At 54.4% G+C, this 15,907-nt stretch carries 17 protein-coding genes; 8 read left to right on the forward strand and 9 right to left on the reverse strand.

All coding sequences use genetic code 11. The annotated features are described in order from the left end of the window. Positions 1-264: 264 nt before the first annotated feature. Positions 265-855: a phosphatidylglycerophosphatase A family protein gene (locus tag EDM57_RS08795; RefSeq protein WP_122904402.1), complete on the reverse strand. Its 591-nt coding sequence runs from the start codon at positions 853-855 to the stop codon at positions 265-267. Between the two features lie 256 nt (positions 856-1,111). Here EDM57_RS08795 and EDM57_RS08800 point away from each other — a divergent pair, with 256 nt between their 5' ends. Next, positions 1,112-1,816 (forward strand): alpha/beta hydrolase, encoded by a 705-nt coding sequence (locus tag EDM57_RS08800; RefSeq protein ID WP_122904403.1) that lies wholly within the window; start codon positions 1,112-1,114, stop codon positions 1,814-1,816. A gap of 2 nt (positions 1,817-1,818) precedes the next feature. On the opposite strand, the gene EDM57_RS23260 is transcribed toward EDM57_RS08800, so the two are convergent. Continuing rightward, positions 1,819-1,977: a hypothetical protein gene (locus EDM57_RS23260; RefSeq protein ID WP_170163417.1), complete on the reverse strand. Its 159-nt coding sequence runs from the start codon at positions 1,975-1,977 to the stop codon at positions 1,819-1,821. 151 nt (positions 1,978-2,128) lie between these two features. Between EDM57_RS23260 and EDM57_RS08805 the strand changes: the two genes are divergently transcribed. Both EDM57_RS08805 and EDM57_RS08810 read left to right on the forward strand, forming a co-directional pair. After that, positions 2,129-2,638, forward strand: a complete 510-nt coding sequence (locus EDM57_RS08805; RefSeq protein ID WP_122904404.1) for a YjcG family protein — start codon at positions 2,129-2,131, stop codon at positions 2,636-2,638. Positions 2,639-2,737: 99 nt separating this feature from the next. Further along, positions 2,738-3,190 (forward strand): GNAT family N-acetyltransferase, encoded by a 453-nt coding sequence (locus EDM57_RS08810; RefSeq protein ID WP_122904405.1) that lies wholly within the window; start codon positions 2,738-2,740, stop codon positions 3,188-3,190. A gap of 352 nt (positions 3,191-3,542) precedes the next feature. Here EDM57_RS08810 and EDM57_RS08815 read toward each other — a convergent pair whose 3' ends face one another. After that, positions 3,543-4,397 carry a PHP domain-containing protein gene (locus EDM57_RS08815; RefSeq protein ID WP_122904406.1) on the reverse strand — a complete coding sequence of 285 codons (855 nt, stop codon included), beginning with the start codon at positions 4,395-4,397 and terminating at the stop codon, positions 3,543-3,545. Positions 4,398-4,506: 109 nt separating this feature from the next. On the opposite strand from EDM57_RS08815, the gene EDM57_RS08820 reads away from it, so the two are divergent. Then, positions 4,507-4,866 (forward strand): YugN family protein, encoded by a 360-nt coding sequence (locus EDM57_RS08820; RefSeq protein WP_122904407.1) that lies wholly within the window; start codon positions 4,507-4,509, stop codon positions 4,864-4,866. Here the strand turns inward: EDM57_RS08820 and EDM57_RS08825 are convergent. Next, positions 4,836-5,744 carry an MBL fold metallo-hydrolase gene (locus EDM57_RS08825; protein ID WP_122904408.1) on the reverse strand — a complete coding sequence of 303 codons (909 nt, stop codon included), beginning with the start codon at positions 5,742-5,744 and terminating at the stop codon, positions 4,836-4,838. The genes EDM57_RS08820 and EDM57_RS08825 overlap by 31 nt on opposite strands. 47 nt (positions 5,745-5,791) lie before the next feature. Next, entirely contained in the window at positions 5,792-6,469 is a 678-nt protein-coding gene (locus EDM57_RS08830) for a YitT family protein (RefSeq protein WP_246005773.1), read from the reverse strand. Positions 6,470-6,713: 244 nt separating this feature from the next. Here EDM57_RS08830 and EDM57_RS08835 point away from each other — a divergent pair, with 244 nt between their 5' ends. Further along, positions 6,714-8,084 carry a hemolysin family protein gene (locus tag EDM57_RS08835; RefSeq protein ID WP_122904409.1) on the forward strand — a complete coding sequence of 457 codons (1,371 nt, stop codon included), beginning with the start codon at positions 6,714-6,716 and terminating at the stop codon, positions 8,082-8,084. 105 nt (positions 8,085-8,189) lie between these two features. Beyond that, on the forward strand, positions 8,190-10,541 hold the full coding sequence (locus EDM57_RS08840; RefSeq protein ID WP_122904445.1) for a UvrD-helicase domain-containing protein: 2,352 nt from the start codon (positions 8,190-8,192) through the stop codon (positions 10,539-10,541). A 166-nt stretch (positions 10,542-10,707) separates the two neighbouring features. Here EDM57_RS08840 and fabI read toward each other — a convergent pair whose 3' ends face one another. From fabI to EDM57_RS08850, 3 genes are all read right to left on the reverse strand, one after another. Next, on the reverse strand, positions 10,708-11,481 hold the full coding sequence (gene fabI, locus EDM57_RS08845; RefSeq protein WP_122904410.1) for an enoyl-ACP reductase FabI: 774 nt from the start codon (positions 11,479-11,481) through the stop codon (positions 10,708-10,710). 118 nt (positions 11,482-11,599) lie between these two features. Then, a complete protein-coding gene (locus EDM57_RS23265) occupies positions 11,600-11,773 on the reverse strand; it encodes a hypothetical protein (protein WP_170163416.1) in 174 nt (57 codons plus the stop codon). A 47-nt stretch (positions 11,774-11,820) separates the two neighbouring features. Further along, positions 11,821-12,549, reverse strand: a complete 729-nt coding sequence (locus EDM57_RS08850) for a ZIP family metal transporter (protein ID WP_122904411.1) — start codon at positions 12,547-12,549, stop codon at positions 11,821-11,823. A 254-nt stretch (positions 12,550-12,803) separates the two neighbouring features. Between EDM57_RS08850 and EDM57_RS08855 the strand changes: the two genes are divergently transcribed. Then, positions 12,804-13,421, forward strand: a complete 618-nt coding sequence (locus EDM57_RS08855) for a MerR family transcriptional regulator (RefSeq protein WP_122904412.1) — start codon at positions 12,804-12,806, stop codon at positions 13,419-13,421. A gap of 154 nt (positions 13,422-13,575) precedes the next feature. After that, positions 13,576-14,664 (forward strand): HD-GYP domain-containing protein, encoded by a 1,089-nt coding sequence (locus EDM57_RS08860; RefSeq protein ID WP_122904413.1) that lies wholly within the window; start codon positions 13,576-13,578, stop codon positions 14,662-14,664. Between the two features lie 60 nt (positions 14,665-14,724). Here EDM57_RS08860 and trpB read toward each other — a convergent pair whose 3' ends face one another. Continuing rightward, positions 14,725-15,891: a tryptophan synthase subunit beta gene (trpB, locus tag EDM57_RS08865; RefSeq protein ID WP_122904414.1), complete on the reverse strand. Its 1,167-nt coding sequence runs from the start codon at positions 15,889-15,891 to the stop codon at positions 14,725-14,727. Between the last annotated feature and the right edge of the window lie 16 nt (positions 15,892-15,907).

Genomic DNA, 15,907 nt, shown 5'->3' on the forward strand with positions numbered 1-15,907 from the left:
CCCCCGCCGCTACTCTCCCCACCCTCCGACTCCGCTCCCCCAAACAGCAGCGAACCCAAGCATGGAAACAGCACCAACGAAAAAATGACTCTCGCTCATCCAACACAATCTCTTTTCCCACAGCTTCCGTGGCAAACGGAAAAACGGCAAATCAGAAAAAACCTCGGCAAATAAACGCCTCACACTATCTAGTTAAATAGATAGCTACAATACATAGATAGCTAACAATTAAAGCCATTACATCCCACAGCCTTCCCTGCTACCCTACCCTGCTTGCTCCGTCCCTTTTCCTTCGTCCTCCACGCGCAGTTCGGTTTTCAACGCTTCTCCTTCCGCGCGCTCCAGCTCCGCTTCCTGCTCATCCCGCATGCGATGAGCCATCCGGCTGGAGGCGTTTGCTGCCACACTTGCGACCAGGTCGTCGAGGAATGTGTGTACGCGGCCTTCTGACGACTTGGTATCCAGTTTTTTGATGACGCCGACTTTATGTTTGTCCAGATGCCCGAAGGTGGTGACGGCGATGCTGCCGTATCCGAAGACCGACCCCAAAGCCAGTGTCTCGTCGCAACCGAACAGGCCTTCGTCTGTGGCGATGATCGACTGGAGCGGTTCGGACAAAAGCCCTTTTTCCGCCAGCGTATCCAACTCAATGCCCACCAGAATAGCGTGCTGCATTTCCCTTTTTTCCAGGACAGCTTTCACACTCTCGATGCATGGCTCCATGGTCAGGCCGGGATGGTACGGAGACTGCATGAGATAGACGATCTCCGCGATGTCCTCCACCGTGACGCCACGTTCTGCCAGGCGATTGAGAGCAGCGTTTCTGACTTCGATGCTGTGTACTTGCTTCTTCATATAAGAGACAACCCCTTCCACAAATCAAGTGAAGTCGTTTCCTACCATAGTATCACACGGTGACAAAATTGCGACAATCTTTCGCCCAAAGAACATGCGAGCAACCTTCCCGCCGCTTGCGAAAAAGGCATGCAAAAAGCGCTTTGCCACAAGCTGACCGCCTTTTTCGTGGTCGCGCAACACGAAAGCATTGGGCAGTCCATGCGCTCTCCTGTATAATGATTTTTGTGCAAACATCCATAAGGAGGACACCGCTGTGGCTCTTGAGGAAATCGTCTTGGACAGCCGGCATCTGGGAACGCCGGAAAAACTGATTGTCTACACCCCTACACGCTATTCACCGCTCTACTCCTACCCGGTCCTCTACGTGCAGGATGGCGACGATTATTTGGCCATGGGCCGAATGGCGACCTTGCTGGACCGGATGATCGGGGACAAAGAGTTGCCCGATCTGATTGCCGTTTTTCTTCCTGTCGAAAAAACAAAGCGTTTTGACCGCTACCATCCGGACGGCAAGGAGCATCTCGCCTACACCCGCTTCCTCGCCGATGAAGTCGTCAGCTTCGTGGATTCGCACTATTCCACGCACCCGCTCGGCAACGGGCGAACCTTGCTTGGGGAATCGCTCGGTGGCGTCGTCTCCCTGTTTACGGCGCTGGCTTACCCGCATACGTTTGGCCAGGTGGCTTGCCAGTCGGGGGCCATGGACGAACAGTTGAACCGCCGTGTCGCGGAAGCTGAGCTGACAGTGCCGCAGACGTTTTATCTGGAAATCGGGACAAAAGAAACTGCTGTGAACTCTTCTCGCGGCGTCCTGAACCTGTATGCGGCCAACGAGGAACTGCGAACCATTTTGCAGACGAAAAAGGCCACCCTCTTCTACGAAACATTCGAGGGTGACCATACGTGGGGCCACTGGCAGCGGAATCTGCCGGGTATGCTGCGTACGCTTTACGGGTAAACTTACCGTGGCTGTTCTTCTTGCGGGCCTTCATCCTTTAAGGGCGAAACGAAAGCTTCTTCGAACTCTCCTTTGCGAATCGCCGACAAAATGGTGAAGGTCAGCACTGCCAGCAGGAGCAAGACGAGAAAAATGAATGTAATCATCATGGCCGTGTACATGCAGTGCGGCACCTCCTTGCACTACACAGTGTTTCCCGACGCGGCCAGAATATACGGTTCGGCGCATAACTTTACACAAATGAAGAATTTTCTGTTAAAATAGTCTCTTGTAAAGCATATATAATATAGATAGCAAGGAGGAGTGGTTCTCATGATGTATAGTATTGTGATCTTTCCATCCAGCAAAGTGCAAGAAGTGGCCAACTCTTACCGGAAGCGCTATGACCCGACATACGCATTGGTACCTCCATATATCCGCTTGAAAGAAGCCTTTAACCTTGAAGAAACCAAGCTGCCAGAGCTGGTAAGCCATCTGGAGCAGGTTGCCTCCTCTACCGAAAGCTTTACTGCTCATTTCCACCGGGTGTCTACTTTCCATCCAACCACAAACGTCATTTATTTGGCCGTGCAAAATAAAGACCCGTTTACCGCTCTGCACGAAAAGATCGTGAACCAGTGTGTGGCGGAAAAAGAAACCTATGCGTACGTACCGCATCTGACCATCGGGCGCGACCTGTCCGACGATGAGCTGCGGGATGTAACAGGACAATTGAGCATGGCAAAAATCGACTTGACGAGCGAAATTGACCGCTTCCACCTGATCTATCAGCTGGAGGATGGCATCTGGAGCGTGTACCAGACTTTCCTCCTGAAAAAATAAAGCAAAAGGATCGCCCTCCCCGTAAGCATTGGCTTGCCGGGAGGAATCTTTTTTCGGCAACTTTTTACGGCAAGGCAAGTAGAAAAGGACGTGTCCATCATGAAGCAACCATCCTATGTCATCCAAAAAGCAAGCTCTGACAAACAATTGCAGGATGCTCTCGCCGTGCGCAAAGCGGTGTTCATTGATGAGCAAAAGGTGCCTGCCGAGCTGGAGATTGACGAGCATGACCAGCCGGAGAGCGGCACCATTCATTTTGTCGCGTATAACGAGCAACAGCCCGTCGGGGCAAGCCGCTTGCGGCCATATGCGCCCGGCGTGGGAAAAGTCGAGCGCGTGGCGGTACTCAAAAGCGAGCGCGGCACCGGACTCGGACGCCAGATCATGATCGCCATGGAGCAAGCGGCAACGGAGCTCGGCTATGCCAATCTCAAGCTGAATGCCCAGACGCACGCACAGCGTTTTTATGAAAAGCTTGGCTACGAGCCGCATGGCGATGTTTTCGATGAAGCTGGTATCGAGCATATCGCCATGGTCAAGGCCTTGCGCTAACAAGTCTGTGCCTGCAAGCGCAAAGCCAGCCGGATCGCAAAAACGCAAAAACGTTTCGTCTCGCCGTCCGTCCTCCTTCATGCTGGAAGCGGAGGCTGAGCCAGCCAGGGGCGTCTCAAAAGTCGCTATTTCGACTTCGAGACGCCCCTTTTGTCTGTCTGAAATGTTGCTATCGGCATGTTTCTGATGGTGAAACCGCCCTTTTTGGACAGCCCCTTCCTTTTCGTGAGACAACAGGCTTTGCCGGCTCTGATTCGTTGTCGCGATCGAGCCAGTTACCTTGGCAAGCCATCACCTTTTACATCATCGAATCATGAGCCTTGCTGCCTTGCTCCTTCTCACTTCCGGGCAACTAAACCTTTTCCCACTTTCGTCTCCGCGCCACTTCACGCAGTTGCTCTACTGCATCCAGCGACGCCGTATGGGAGCCGAGCATGGCGTGAAATGGCTCCTCGCCGCGCCAGCCGTGAAAATCCGAGCCGCCTGTCATGATGAGGCCATGTTCTGTTGCCCATTTGCTGTAGCGCAGCTTTTGCAATTCGTCGTTGTCCGGGTGGTTCACTTCGATCCCGTCCAGCCCGAATGCGATCAACTCGCGCACCAGTTCGTCATCGTCGTACAGCCCCGGATGGGCAAGCACGGCTACGCCGCCTGCCTCCTTAATCAGCGTGATCGCTTCCTGCGGCGTGATGCGCGGAGGGTTGACGTAAGCCGCCGCTCCTTTGCCCAGGTACTTGTCGAACGCTTCCTGAATCGTGGCGACGACGCCAAGCTCGACCAACTCCTCGGCGATGTGTGGACGGCCGATGTTTTTGTCCGTCCCCTGCTTGCGGCGGTAGACGTTTTCCAGTGTGATCGGAATGCCGAGTTCCTGCAGGCGGGCGATCAGCAGTTGGTTGCGCTGATGGCGTGTCTCGCGCAAGCTCACCAGCCGCTCCTGAAATGCCTGATCCTCGTATGGCACAAAATAGCCGAGTACGTGGATGTCCTGGCCATTTCCGACCGAGCTTACCTCCACCCCCGGAATGACCTCCACGCCGTGCTGCGCTCCCGCCTCGATTGCTTCGGCGACGCCTGCCACCGTATCGTGGTCCGTAATGGCGAGTGCAGCCAGTCCAGCCTCTTTTGCCAGGCGCACGTTTTCCGCAGGCTCGCAGGTGCCGTCTGACGCCTTTGTATGCGTATGTAAGTCTGCCTGTTTGCGCATGTTGCTTCCACTCCTTCTTTTCTTTTTCTCCACGTCTGAATTCCGCACACCGCTCATAGGATGGTATCAAACCCGAATTTTCACACAGGTTGAGCCAAGGAGGATGTCCATGCGGTTAAAAAACAAGACCCTGACCGGTGTCGTGCAGCCACTCTCCTATGTCGACAAAATGCTCAGACAGCAGGGGTTTCACCGATCAGGCGGGGATGGCATGCCCACGTATGATGTCGTCATGTACGATTCTGCCAGCAGCCGCACGTATTTTCTGCGCATTCCCACCAATCTCACCCACTCGTCAACAGGCAAGGGCGAGATGACTGTCAAGCTGGGTCATCCGTATCTGGAAGCGAAATTTTACATGAACGCCTCGGAAGAAATTTTCTTCATACCGAAATCCGTTCGGGAGGCAGCCGAACACAAGCTGGCCGAGATTGCCGATTACCTTTCTTCTCCCTCCGCTCCATCCTGAACCGTGCTCCATAGCCATCTGTTTGCAGCAAACCGATAAGCCACTCTCTTCTCTTTTGCCAGACCGACGAGATAACCCATGAAGGCCGTCCGGAACAGGGCGTAGCTTGTAGCGTTCTCGATGGAAATGCCCAATCGCTCGCACAGAAGGACGAAAGCGTCTTCCAGTCCGCGCTCCTCACGTAAAATGTCTTCGATGACGGAGTAAATCCGTTCATGCCACTCCATATTTTTGTGCACCGCACCTTGAGCGGAGGTGGTGTACGCACCATGACCAGGCAAATACCCTTTGCATTCGGTCGAAAGGAGCTTGCGCAAACTGTTCATCGTCTCATGTGCATCGACGAGAAACGGCAGCTTGTGCTTTTCCAATACTTCTTCCCCCAAATAACTGTCCGCGGCAAAGCAAATATCCTCGCAGATCAGTCCAACCTGCTGATAGCTGTGCCCCGGCAGCGAAAGGACCGTGAAAGACACACCGTCGATTTCCAGCATCCCTTCTATTGGAAGGAGGTGATCCACCCGGGAAGCTTGCGCCAGCAAAAACTTGTTTTTCAGCTCCGCAAGCGGTTCTGCTCCCATGTTCAAATAAATGGGCTCCAGAATCGGATAGCGCATGATGGCTTCTTCCAGCGGTGGCGCGTACACTTTGGCTTCGGGCCAGCAACCGAGCAGGTAGGCGTTTCCTCCGAAGTGGTCAGCATGGGCGTGTGTTTGAATGATCGCACACAAGGGCTGGGCAATGGCATCCAGCCCTTTTTTGATTTTCTTGGCGGTTTGCGCCTCCAGTCCGGAGTCGATCAGAATGGCTCCGCTGTTGCCGATGACCAGGCCGATGTTGACGGGACCGGGAAAAAAACCGACCCGTTCGGTTATCATTTGGGGTAGATAGGCAGACACATGTTGTCCCTCATTTCATCCTTTTCCTATTTATTTTCTCCAAAATGTCCGCTTCCCCTGCCCTGGCTGCCGATCTCCCGGTTTCTTTTATACAAGGAAGCGAGCGGGCCGATGATCGTATACGGAGGCTTCGGCCGTCCAAGCCCGCTGAACATGTGTGTCGTCACCGCTACCGCGCTGATCGTCACAAGCGAAAAAACGGTGCGCTCCAGTCCGATCGTATGCAGCGAGCAGATGACGATCAGCCCGTCGATGGCGAAGATCAACAGCGCCACCGATATGCGAAAGCGTCTCGCCAAAAATTGCGCCAACAGATCCGTTCCGCCTGTGTTTGTTTCAAAAGCGAGCATCAGTCCAACGCCCATCCCGATCAACACGCCGCCCGTCACAGATGATACGGACGTCGAAAAGCTGTTGAAACCGCGCAAATCCGAGAGTACATCAATAAAAAACGAAGAGATCAGCATTCCGTGAAAGCTGTGGAAAAACAGCCTGCGGTCATAAAAAAAGACGAGGGCGTAAACCGGGATACTGACAAACAACATCACCATCCCGGGCGGCCATTGCATGTAATACGTGGCGAGAAGCCCGATCCCGATCATTCCCCCGTCCATGAGACGGTGCGGCACCAAAAACAGGTTGACGCCGATGGCAACGAGCACACTGCCCGTGATGATCGCGACACTTTTTTGCAGCCAGTACACGCGCCTCCCCTCCCCTGGACAACTGCTCGCTTATGTGTATGAAAAGACCCGTTCGCGTATGTCCTGCCAATAGGCAAAATGCGCCGGAGCAAATCGGAACGTTTTGACTGTTCGGTTGACCTGTTGGTATACTTACCTGTAACAAGGAAGCTGCGAATGTTTCGCCATTTTTGTTCGTACATTTAAAATACACTTAGCGTTACGGAGGTGAATTCTCCACCTTTCGCACCGCGGGAGGCTGGAGGTGCGCTTGGAGAGTCCGATCGGGGAGATTACGCTGAATCTGCTGCTCGTGGTGTTTTTGGTCCTTCTGAACGGCTTCTTCGTCGCAGCAGAATTCTCGTTGGTAAAAGTTCGCCAAACGCGTCTGGCCCAGCTCGTCAGTGAAGGCAACAACAAGCGTGCCCACTACGCGCAAAAGGTCACTCGCGAGCTCGACGCCTATTTATCCGCCTGCCAGCTCGGCATCACGCTGGCATCGCTTGGACTAGGCTGGGTTGGTGAGCCTGCAATCGCCCATTACGTCGAACCCGTCATGGCCTATTTCCAATTCCCGTCCTATATGGTTGGGCCCGTTTCGCTTGCCATTGCGTTTGCCATCATCACCTTTTTGCATATCGTGTTCGGGGAGCTTGCGCCGAAGTCGCTTGCGATCCAAAAAGCAGAGGCACTCTCTCTGTGGACGGCTGCTCCGCTCATGTTATTTTACAAGCTCAGCTATCCGCTCATCTGGTTTTTAAACGGTGCGGCCAATCTGTTCATCCGGCGCTTGGGCATCGAGCCTGCGGCGGAACACGATCCGGCCCATACCGAGGAAGAAATTCGGCTGCTCGTCAATCAGAGCCACAAGAGCGGCCACATCGACCAGACGGAAATGGCCCTGGTGGACAATGTGTTCGAGTTTTCCGAACGCCTTGCCCGGGAAATTATGATCCCGCGCATTGATATGGTCTGCCTGTACGATGACAATACATTTGATGAAAATCTCCAAATCATCCGAAAGTCCCGCCATTCGCGCTTCCCTGTCGCGCACGAAGACAAAGACACGCTGATCGGCTTCGTTCATACGTCCGACTTTTTCCTGTCGGCGCTGACGACCGGGAAAGCCGAGCTGAAAGATTTTCTCCGACCGCTGCTCACGGTACCGGAATCGATGGAGATCAGCAGCGTGTTGCGCCTGATGCAAAAACGCCGCTCGCAAATCGCCATCGTGATTGACGAGTACGGCGGAACAGCGGGCATTTTGACCATGGAGGATATTCTGGAAGAAATTGTCGGCGAGATCCAGGACGAATTCGATGAGAACGAGCGCCCGGAAATTGAAGAAAGCGCAAGCAACGCCCTCTCAGTTTCCGGCAAAATGCTCTTGACCGAATTGAACGATTTTCTGACGATTGAGATCGTCTCCGATGAAGTTGATACGATAGCCGGTTGGCTCTACAGCCAGCTAAGCGAGGAAGTCACCCTGGGAAAATCGGTCATGTACCATGGCTACCTGTTCACAATCAGCGAGCTGGAAAACCATCGGATCACACGTGTAGCGATCACCCAGCCAGACAAGGAGGATTCGCCCTCCGTGCCCGACGATACGATTTTGCTGCACGCCCAATCGTAAAGAACGACTTTTTTGGCAAGTGTCCCCTGCCGCCAGGGGGCACTTCTTGTTTCCGCCGCGCGCTTTTGACTTTTGACAAAGAAGCTGCTTGATCGAGGTGTCATCATGAACTATGCGTTACTAGACAACAAACCTATCCGGTTGCAGCCCGAGACTTACAGCCGCATACCGTTCTGGCGCATGGCAGCCAGGCAGGGCAAGGTTCGCTGTCCAGCCTGTTCCGCCGAGCTTCGCCTGATTGCCGGGATCAGCTTTGAGCCGTACTTCGCCCATCCGGATGGTGTCGACTGTCCGCTTTTGGCCCAAGACAGCTCTGCTTCCCCGGAGTGGCTGCAAGCTTTGGACGAGATTGCTGCAACCGACCAGGCTCCGGCGCAAACACCAGACGAGCCTGCTGCCCATAAACAGGAAGAAGATGCGGTGATGATCGGCTCCTTCCGCTTGCCGAAAAAAAGGGCGATTGGCAGCGCGGTGACACCTGCCCCGCCTCCGCCAAAGCCCCCGGTCTTTCGCAAACGGTTCATGCCGAAAAAGACGATTGCGCACTTGGCCGAACAGCAACTGGACCAGCCGCTTCATCCTACCCAGCAGCAAGCCGTACAGACGACGGACGGGCCGCTTCTGATCCTTGCCGGAGCGGGCAGCGGCAAGACGCGGGTCATGACAGCCCGCACCGCTCATCTCATCAAAGATTTGGGCGTCGAGCCAAAACGCATCATGGTCGTGACCTTTACGACCAAAGCCGCCGAGGAAATCCGCCAGCGCATCGCCCGACAGTTGCCGTCCGGCCAGGCTCGCGAGCTGATCGCCGGAACATTCCACAGCATTTTTTACCGCATGCTGCTGCACCATCATCCGAATGACTGGGATCAACAGCGGCTTTTGAAAAAAGACTGGCAAAAGTGGCGGCTGCTGCGCGAAACGGGAGCGTTGCTCGGCCATGACGAGCTTATGGCGCTGAAAGAAGCGGACATCACGGAAGCGCTCAGCATCGTCAGCCGCTGGAAAAACGAATACATTCTCCCGCAGGAAGCGGCTTTTCGCGAGGTTGCGACCGACGCGGAAAAACGGGCAGCCCAGCTTTACCCGCTCTACGAGGCCGCGAAAAAAAAGCATCAATGGTTTGATTTCGACGACATGCTGCTCGGCTGCTACGAGCTGCTGCGTGACAATCCCGACCTGCTAAAGCGCTACCAGGAGCGGATCACCCACGTCATGATCGACGAGTTTCAGGATATTAACCGCATCCAGTACGAAACGGTCAAGCTGCTCGCCGCACCGCAAAACAACCTGTGCGTCATCGGCGATGATGACCAGTCGATCTACGGCTTTCGCGGCAGTGATCCCAAGTACATATTGGGCTTCACCAAAGATTTTCCGCAGGCTTCCACGATTACACTGGAAGTCAACTACCGCTCCCGCTCTGCCATCGTCAGTCTCGGCTATTCGCTCATCGGCCACAACCGCTCTCGCTGGGAAAAAGTGTGCCGGTCGTTCCACCACGAAGAAGGCGACACGTTTTTGTTTGAACCGGACGACGAAGAGGAACAGGCCTCCCGGATCGTGGATGAAATCGTGCATCGGCGCGAGCAAGGAACGGCATTGGGCGAGTGCGCGGTGCTATTCCGCACGAACGAGTCGGCCCGGCCGATCCTGGAGCGGCTGAGCGAGGCAGGCATTCCGTTTCATTACACGCAGGAGGAAGAGTCGTTTTACCAGCGCCAGACCGTTCGCTGGACGCTGCATTACTTGCGGCTGGCGCTCAATCCGGACGATACGGACGCGTTAAAAGAAATTTTACCGACGCTCTACATCTCCGGCGATGCCTGGAATGCCGTGCGCAGCCAGGCAATTCTGGAGGACAAGCCGATCCTGCACATCCTCCCGCATCTGCCCCAGCTCAAGCCCTACCAGCGCAAGCATATGCAAGCGATCAACGACATTCTCGCCGCCTGCAAGGACTGCCCTCCCGCCCAGGCGCTGGAGCTGATTTACGAGGACGGCAAGCTCCGCGAATATGTGAAAAAGCGGGTGCGTGACCGGGAAGATGGCCGGGAACGCTGGAGTGACGAGCTGCAGCAAATTCTCTCTGCCGCCAAGCGCCACGCGACGATCCGCGACTTTTTGGCCTACATCGAGCAGATGAGCAGACAGGAAAAAGAGTGGCGCACGATGCGGCCACTCCCGGATGAAGCTGTGCATGTATTGAGTATTCATCGGGCAAAAGGGCTGGAGTACGATCACGTCTTCCTGCCTGATCTGGTGGAAGGCGCTCTCCCGCACGAGTACACGCTGGACGAGCTGCGCAAAGGCAAAACGACGGCCCTGGAAGAAGAACGCCGCCTGCTATACGTGGCGATCACGCGGGCCCGCCGCAGCCTGTGCATCGGCATCCCCCGGGAGCGCTTCGGACGCAAGACCCGCCCCTCCCGTTTCATCAGCGAAATGGGCCGGTAAGTACGGATAGCTGCCGCCCATGTGCAGCAAAAACTCTTCCATGTTCGTAATCAGTGGAAACATAAAACAGGCTCCCTTCCTCGCATTTTGGTTAGTATGCGAGCAAAGGGAGCCTGTCATTCATTCGGATGAGCCGTATGGGCGCAAAAAGCTTTAGCCTGGCCGATTAGCCGCCGATGATGCTGTATCCGGCGTCTACGTGCAAAATCTCGCCCGTAATGCCTCTGGACAGGTTGCTGAACAGGAAGAGCGCGGTATCGCCTACTTCGGACTGGTCAATCGTCCGGCGCAGCGGCGCTTTTTCTTCGATCTCTTTCAAAACGGCGTTGAAATTGCGGATGCCTTTTGCCGCCAGGGTACGGATCGGCCCTGCGGAAATCGCGTTGACGCGAATGTTTTCCTTGCCGAGATCGTTTGCGAGGTAGCGTACCGATGCATCCAAGGCCGCTTTTGCCACGCCCATGACGTTGTAGTTTTGCACGACGCGCTCGCCGCCCAGATAAGTCAAGGTCACGATGCTGCCGCCTTCTGTCATCAACGGACGAGCTGCGCGAGCAACCGCCACCAGCGAATACGCGCTGATGTCTTGCGCAAGTGCGTAGCCGTCACGGGACGTGTTGATGTATTCGCCTTCCAGTTCCTCTGTTTTCGCAAACGCGATGCAGTGCGCCACGCCGTGAATGACGCCCACTTTTTCGCGGATCGTCGCAAATGCCGCTTCCACTTCTTCATCCTTGGTTACGTCGCAGTTGACCAAGAGCGATTCCTTGCCCAGCTTTGCGGCCAGCTCTGCCACGTTTTCGCGCAGACGCTCGCCTTGATAGGTAAAGATCAGGTTCGCTCCTGCCTTGTGCAAAGATTGCGCAATTCCCCAAGCAATGCTGCGGTGGTTCGCTACACCCATGATTACGATATTTTTACCTTGCATCAGTGTATTCATTATGTATTCGCTCCTTCCCAAACTATTCCCCGCCATTATAACCGATCTTGTTCTTTGTTAGTAGAGGAACGCGAGAAAAGAGCACGAAACGCTATCTTTCGACACGGCTTTCCGGTTGTTATTCGGTAACGCCATCCTGTTCCGCCAGCGGCCGGGCCGAAGCAAAAGTCGCCCACGCTTCGTCAAACGGATTCAGCGAAGTTCCCATGACCGGGAACTCTGTCCTCCCCTGCGCTGTTTCATCGAGCGAATGTAGATCAGGCTGATTCATATTTTCCCATGCTCCTTTCATCGTGGTGCCTTCCAGTCTTTTCTTAGGCTGGCAAGGAGCGTCCCTGTTTATGCGTGCAGATGATGGGCATGGATGAAGGCAGACAGCACGATATAGACCAGCACCGCGCCAAAAAAGTAAACGCCGTATTCTGCCCGCCTCGCCTGCACGATATAAGGAACGAGGTGGCTTGCGGACACGTACAAAAAAATCCCGGTCGTCATCGCGAGCATGACGCTCGACCAGTCCGGCGAAAAATAACGCTCGGCAACCCCGAAGCTGCAAGCTCCGGCAATCGTGGCCATTCCGAGCGAAGTCGCCCCCCACAGCGCTTTTTTCCGGGAGTTCGTAGCGGCGAGCATGAGCGAGGCGACCGTAACTCCATCGGGAATTTTATGCAAAAGCATCGCCAGCAGGACGGACACCCCGATCTCGGCATCCACCTTCAAGCTTGCCAAAAGCGACACCCCTTCGACAAAAGCGTGCAGCAAAAAGCCGCCGAGCACGCCGATTACGCTTGGCGAGCCAAATTCCCCTCCGGCTGATTTTCCGAGCAGCTCCATGGCAAACAGCACGGCAAAGCCTACAAGCACAAACGGCATCATTCTCAGGCTTTCCCCCTGAATGACATGCGGCAGCAAATCCAGCATCGTAATCGCCAGCAGCAATCCGGCTCCTGCGCTAATCATGGCGAACAGCGCTTTGCGCGACCAGGCGCGAAGACACAGCAAAAGCCCGCCGACACAGCTGGCAAGCGCTGCCGCCAGCAAAACAATCCAGAAGTAAAGTGGCAGCATACGGTCCTCTCCTCATCCCGCATGAGTATGGAGACGTGTATTCCCTCCATATGTACGCGCCTGTCCGGGTCAATATGAGTGAGCCAAAAACAATTTGCCGATTCGTGACGGAATGACAAAAAACGGAGGGCCTGTCCGAAACAGACGAAATCCCACTACTTTTTAGAACCTTTGTCGATTCTCTTTTGCCCGGAAAAAATGGTGCTATAATGAGTCCACCGGGAATACCCAGGGGAAAAAAGGAGTGATTCGGGATGGATGTACAAGTTTGGATGGCTTCGAAAGAGGTAGCTGATCGCCTTGACGTACACGTACGTACGCTGCGCAACTGGCTGGACTTGTTCGTGCCCGCAAAGGAACGTCTGAAAAATCCGCAGGGTCACTATTTGATTAGCGAAGCGGGCTTTGCCCTCTTGAAAGAAGTGAAGGAACGCAAAGATAACGGAAACAACTCGCTCAAGGAAATTCAGCGACAGCTCATAGATGAAGGACGTCTGTCCGAAGAAATGCTGGCTGCCGGAGAATATTCCAGTGCAGAAGAAGCAGCCGTAACACTCAGTCAGGGAAACAGTTTGGAAGCAGGCATGAAAGAAATGGAGCTCGCCGTGCAAGAAACACTGCTGAAGTTCCAGCAGGAGCTGGCCCAACTGTCTTCGTTGAACAACATGCAATCGGCTATTTTGCAAAAAATCGCCGACATCGAAGAAAAGCAGGAATCGCTTCGTCTGGAGATGCGCCGCGTCACCTTTGAAATGGATTTGATGCAGCAGCGCCTGACCCGACGCAAGGAGCGTTACGCCCGCTACGAACCCCGCTGGTCGTTGAATCCGTTTCGCTGGTTTACCCGCTCCGACCGGGCGGCTGAACAATAAGAGCTTGAATCAAAGGCAATCGACATTTTTCAAGAAGTAACGACAAGCAGTAGTGCCCCAGACATTCCATATGGTAGAATTGAACTAAGCAATCCACAGGAAATCAGCACTAATTCTAATTCTATTCTATCGACAAAGGACTGGGGCTTCCGTTGTGAGAAAATTACATATTACTTCAGTTAAGCCGGGAGATGTCATTGCCAAAAGCATTTATCAGGAAAATGGCAACATTCTGCTCGGAATGGGCGTGGAACTGACAGAACGCTACATCGAGCGGCTCAAAAAGTTAGGAATTGATACCATCTACATTCAGGACAAGCGTACAGATGATATTATCCCGGAAGAAGTCATTCGTGATGAGACGCGCAAAGAGGCAGTCGATGCGGTTTACAGGACGATGACTACCCTGATGGACCAACCTCAGATTAAACGCCGCACCTCCCTCCCTGATTTTGGAATTACTTTTCAAAAGGTATTTCGAGAGATTTTGCATGACTTGAGCAGCAGGAAAGAAGTCCTTGTCAATTTGTCCAATCTCCACGTCATGGACGGCTATTTTTTTCACCATGCCGTCAACGTCGCTGTGCTTGCCGGCGTAGTTGGCCTGGCGAAAGGCTACAACCAGCAGCAGTTGATGGAACTGGGTATCGGTGCCTTGCTGTTTGACATCGGGATGACCCAGGTGCCAAAAGAGTTGTGGAGCTTGCGCAAAGAGCTGACAGCCGAAGAGCGCCAGCGCCTGCAATACCACACCGAAGAGGGCTTCAACATCCTGCGCAACCAAAACAATATTTCCGTTGTTTCCGCGCACTGTGCGCTGCAGCATCACGAGCGGTACAACGGGACAGGCTATCCGCGCCGTCTCTGTGGCAAGGACATCCACGAGTACGCGCGAATTGTCGCGATTGCGGATGTCTACGACGCGCTGATCTCGCCGCGCCCTTTTCGCAAAAAATATTCCCCCTCTGAGGCCACCGAGTATTTGTTCGCTTCGGGGAATACGTATTTTGATCTCGATCTGCTCAAGCTGTTCCTGCAGCACGTTGCTGTTTTCCCCATTTCTTCCACTGTCCTGCTCAGTTCGGGACATACAGGAGTCGTCTCGCGGGTCAACCCGATTGCCGTCAACCGGCCGACGATTCGCATCCTGACCAACGAAGATGGATCGGAGGTTGCGACACCGTTTGAAATCAACCTGTACGACAAAGATTGGATGACCGTAACGATTGTCCGAACACTGTAAGGACGCCCGACTTGAAAACAGCAGCCATTCCACGAGAAGGAAGGCTGCTGTTTTTTTGTACTATTCACGCAACAGGCGATACACTTGCTCGACGTCTTTGTCTCCGCGACCCGACAGGTTGACAATCACAATCTGATCCCGCGATAGCGTCGGAGCGAGCTTCAGTGCGTAGGCAATGGCATGGGCGCTCTCCAGGGCAGGTATGATTCCTTCCGAACGGGACAGCTCCTGAAAAGCGTCCAACACTTCTTCGTTCGTCACCGTGTAATATTCCGCGCGTCCGCTCGTTTTGAGATGGCTGTGCTCCGGACCGATGCCGGGATAGTCCAGACCTGCTGCAATCGAGTACGTTTTCTTCGGCTCTCCCTGTTCATCGAGCAGCACGAGACATTTGAAGCCGTGAATGACGGCCGGAACTCCTTCGGTCAAGGTCGGGGCCTGATCCGGCTCCACCCCGATCAAGCGCACGGAAGGCTCGTCGATGTAATGGGCAAACGCACCGATCGCATTGCTCCCTCCACCAACAGCGGCGATAACGGCGTCAGGCAGCCGCCCTTCCTTCTCCAAAATCTGGCGCTTGGATTCCTCGCTGATGATCGCCTGGAAGTGCTTGACCATCGTCGGGAATGGATGCGGCCCTACCGCAGAGCCCAGCAGGTAGAACGTATTTTGATAGTTTTGCACCAGGTCGTTCAACGCTTCGTCTACCGCGTCCTTCAATCGGCCCTGCCCTTTGGACACCGGCACCACTTTAGCCCCTAACAGCTCCATCCGAAACACGTTCAGGGACTGGCGCTTTGTATCTTCCTCACCCATGTAAATCGTGCAGTCCATGCCAAACATCGCGCACGCTGTCGCGGTAGCCACCCCGTGCTGTCCCGCTCCTGTTTCGGCAATGATCCGGTGGGCGCCCATCCGCTTGGCAAGCAAAATTTGCCCGATGACGTTGTTGATTTTATGGGCACCTGTGTGGTTCAAATCTTCGCGTTTCAGGTAAATTTTCGCGCCGCCCAGCTTTTCCGTCAAATGCCGGGCATACGTCAGCGGATTTTCCCGACCTACGTATTCCCTCAGGTAATACCGGAACTCTTCATGAAATGCCGGATCGTCCTTGTACGTTTCAAACTGCTCGGCCAGGTAATCCAATACTTCCTGCAGTGCGGGAGGAACAAAGCTCCCTCCGAATTCGCCGAAATATCCCTTTTTACTCTGTTCCGTCAAAGACATGCTCTCATCTCTCCTC

The sequence above is a fragment of the Brevibacillus gelatini genome, from assembly GCF_003710935.1.
Taxonomy (GTDB): domain Bacteria; phylum Bacillota; class Bacilli; order Brevibacillales; family Brevibacillaceae; genus Brevibacillus; species Brevibacillus gelatini.

Excerpts from the sequence above, each read along its gene's own strand:
- EDM57_RS08795 (WP_122904402.1), bottom strand. The coding sequence starts at position 855 with ATGAAGAAGCAAGTACACAGCATCGAAGTCAGAAACGCTGCTCTCAAT.
- EDM57_RS23260 (WP_170163417.1), bottom strand. The coding sequence starts at position 1,977 with ATGTACACGGCCATGATGATTACATTCATTTTTCTCGTCTTGCTCCTG.
- EDM57_RS08805 (WP_122904404.1), top strand. The coding sequence starts at position 2,129 with ATGATGTATAGTATTGTGATCTTTCCATCCAGCAAAGTGCAAGAAGTG.
- EDM57_RS08810 (WP_122904405.1), top strand. The coding sequence starts at position 2,738 with ATGAAGCAACCATCCTATGTCATCCAAAAAGCAAGCTCTGACAAACAA.
- EDM57_RS08815 (WP_122904406.1), bottom strand. The coding sequence starts at position 4,397 with ATGCGCAAACAGGCAGACTTACATACGCATACAAAGGCGTCAGACGGC.
- EDM57_RS08820 (WP_122904407.1), top strand. The coding sequence starts at position 4,507 with ATGCGGTTAAAAAACAAGACCCTGACCGGTGTCGTGCAGCCACTCTCC.
- EDM57_RS08825 (WP_122904408.1), bottom strand. The coding sequence starts at position 5,744 with ATGATAACCGAACGGGTCGGTTTTTTTCCCGGTCCCGTCAACATCGGC.
- EDM57_RS08840 (WP_122904445.1), top strand. The coding sequence starts at position 8,190 with ATGAACTATGCGTTACTAGACAACAAACCTATCCGGTTGCAGCCCGAG.
- fabI (WP_122904410.1), bottom strand. The coding sequence starts at position 11,481 with ATGAATACACTGATGCAAGGTAAAAATATCGTAATCATGGGTGTAGCG.
- EDM57_RS23265 (WP_170163416.1), bottom strand. The coding sequence starts at position 11,773 with ATGAAAGGAGCATGGGAAAATATGAATCAGCCTGATCTACATTCGCTC.
- EDM57_RS08850 (WP_122904411.1), bottom strand. The coding sequence starts at position 12,549 with ATGCTGCCACTTTACTTCTGGATTGTTTTGCTGGCGGCAGCGCTTGCC.
- EDM57_RS08855 (WP_122904412.1), top strand. The coding sequence starts at position 12,804 with ATGGATGTACAAGTTTGGATGGCTTCGAAAGAGGTAGCTGATCGCCTT.
- trpB (WP_122904414.1), bottom strand. The coding sequence starts at position 15,891 with ATGTCTTTGACGGAACAGAGTAAAAAGGGATATTTCGGCGAATTCGGA.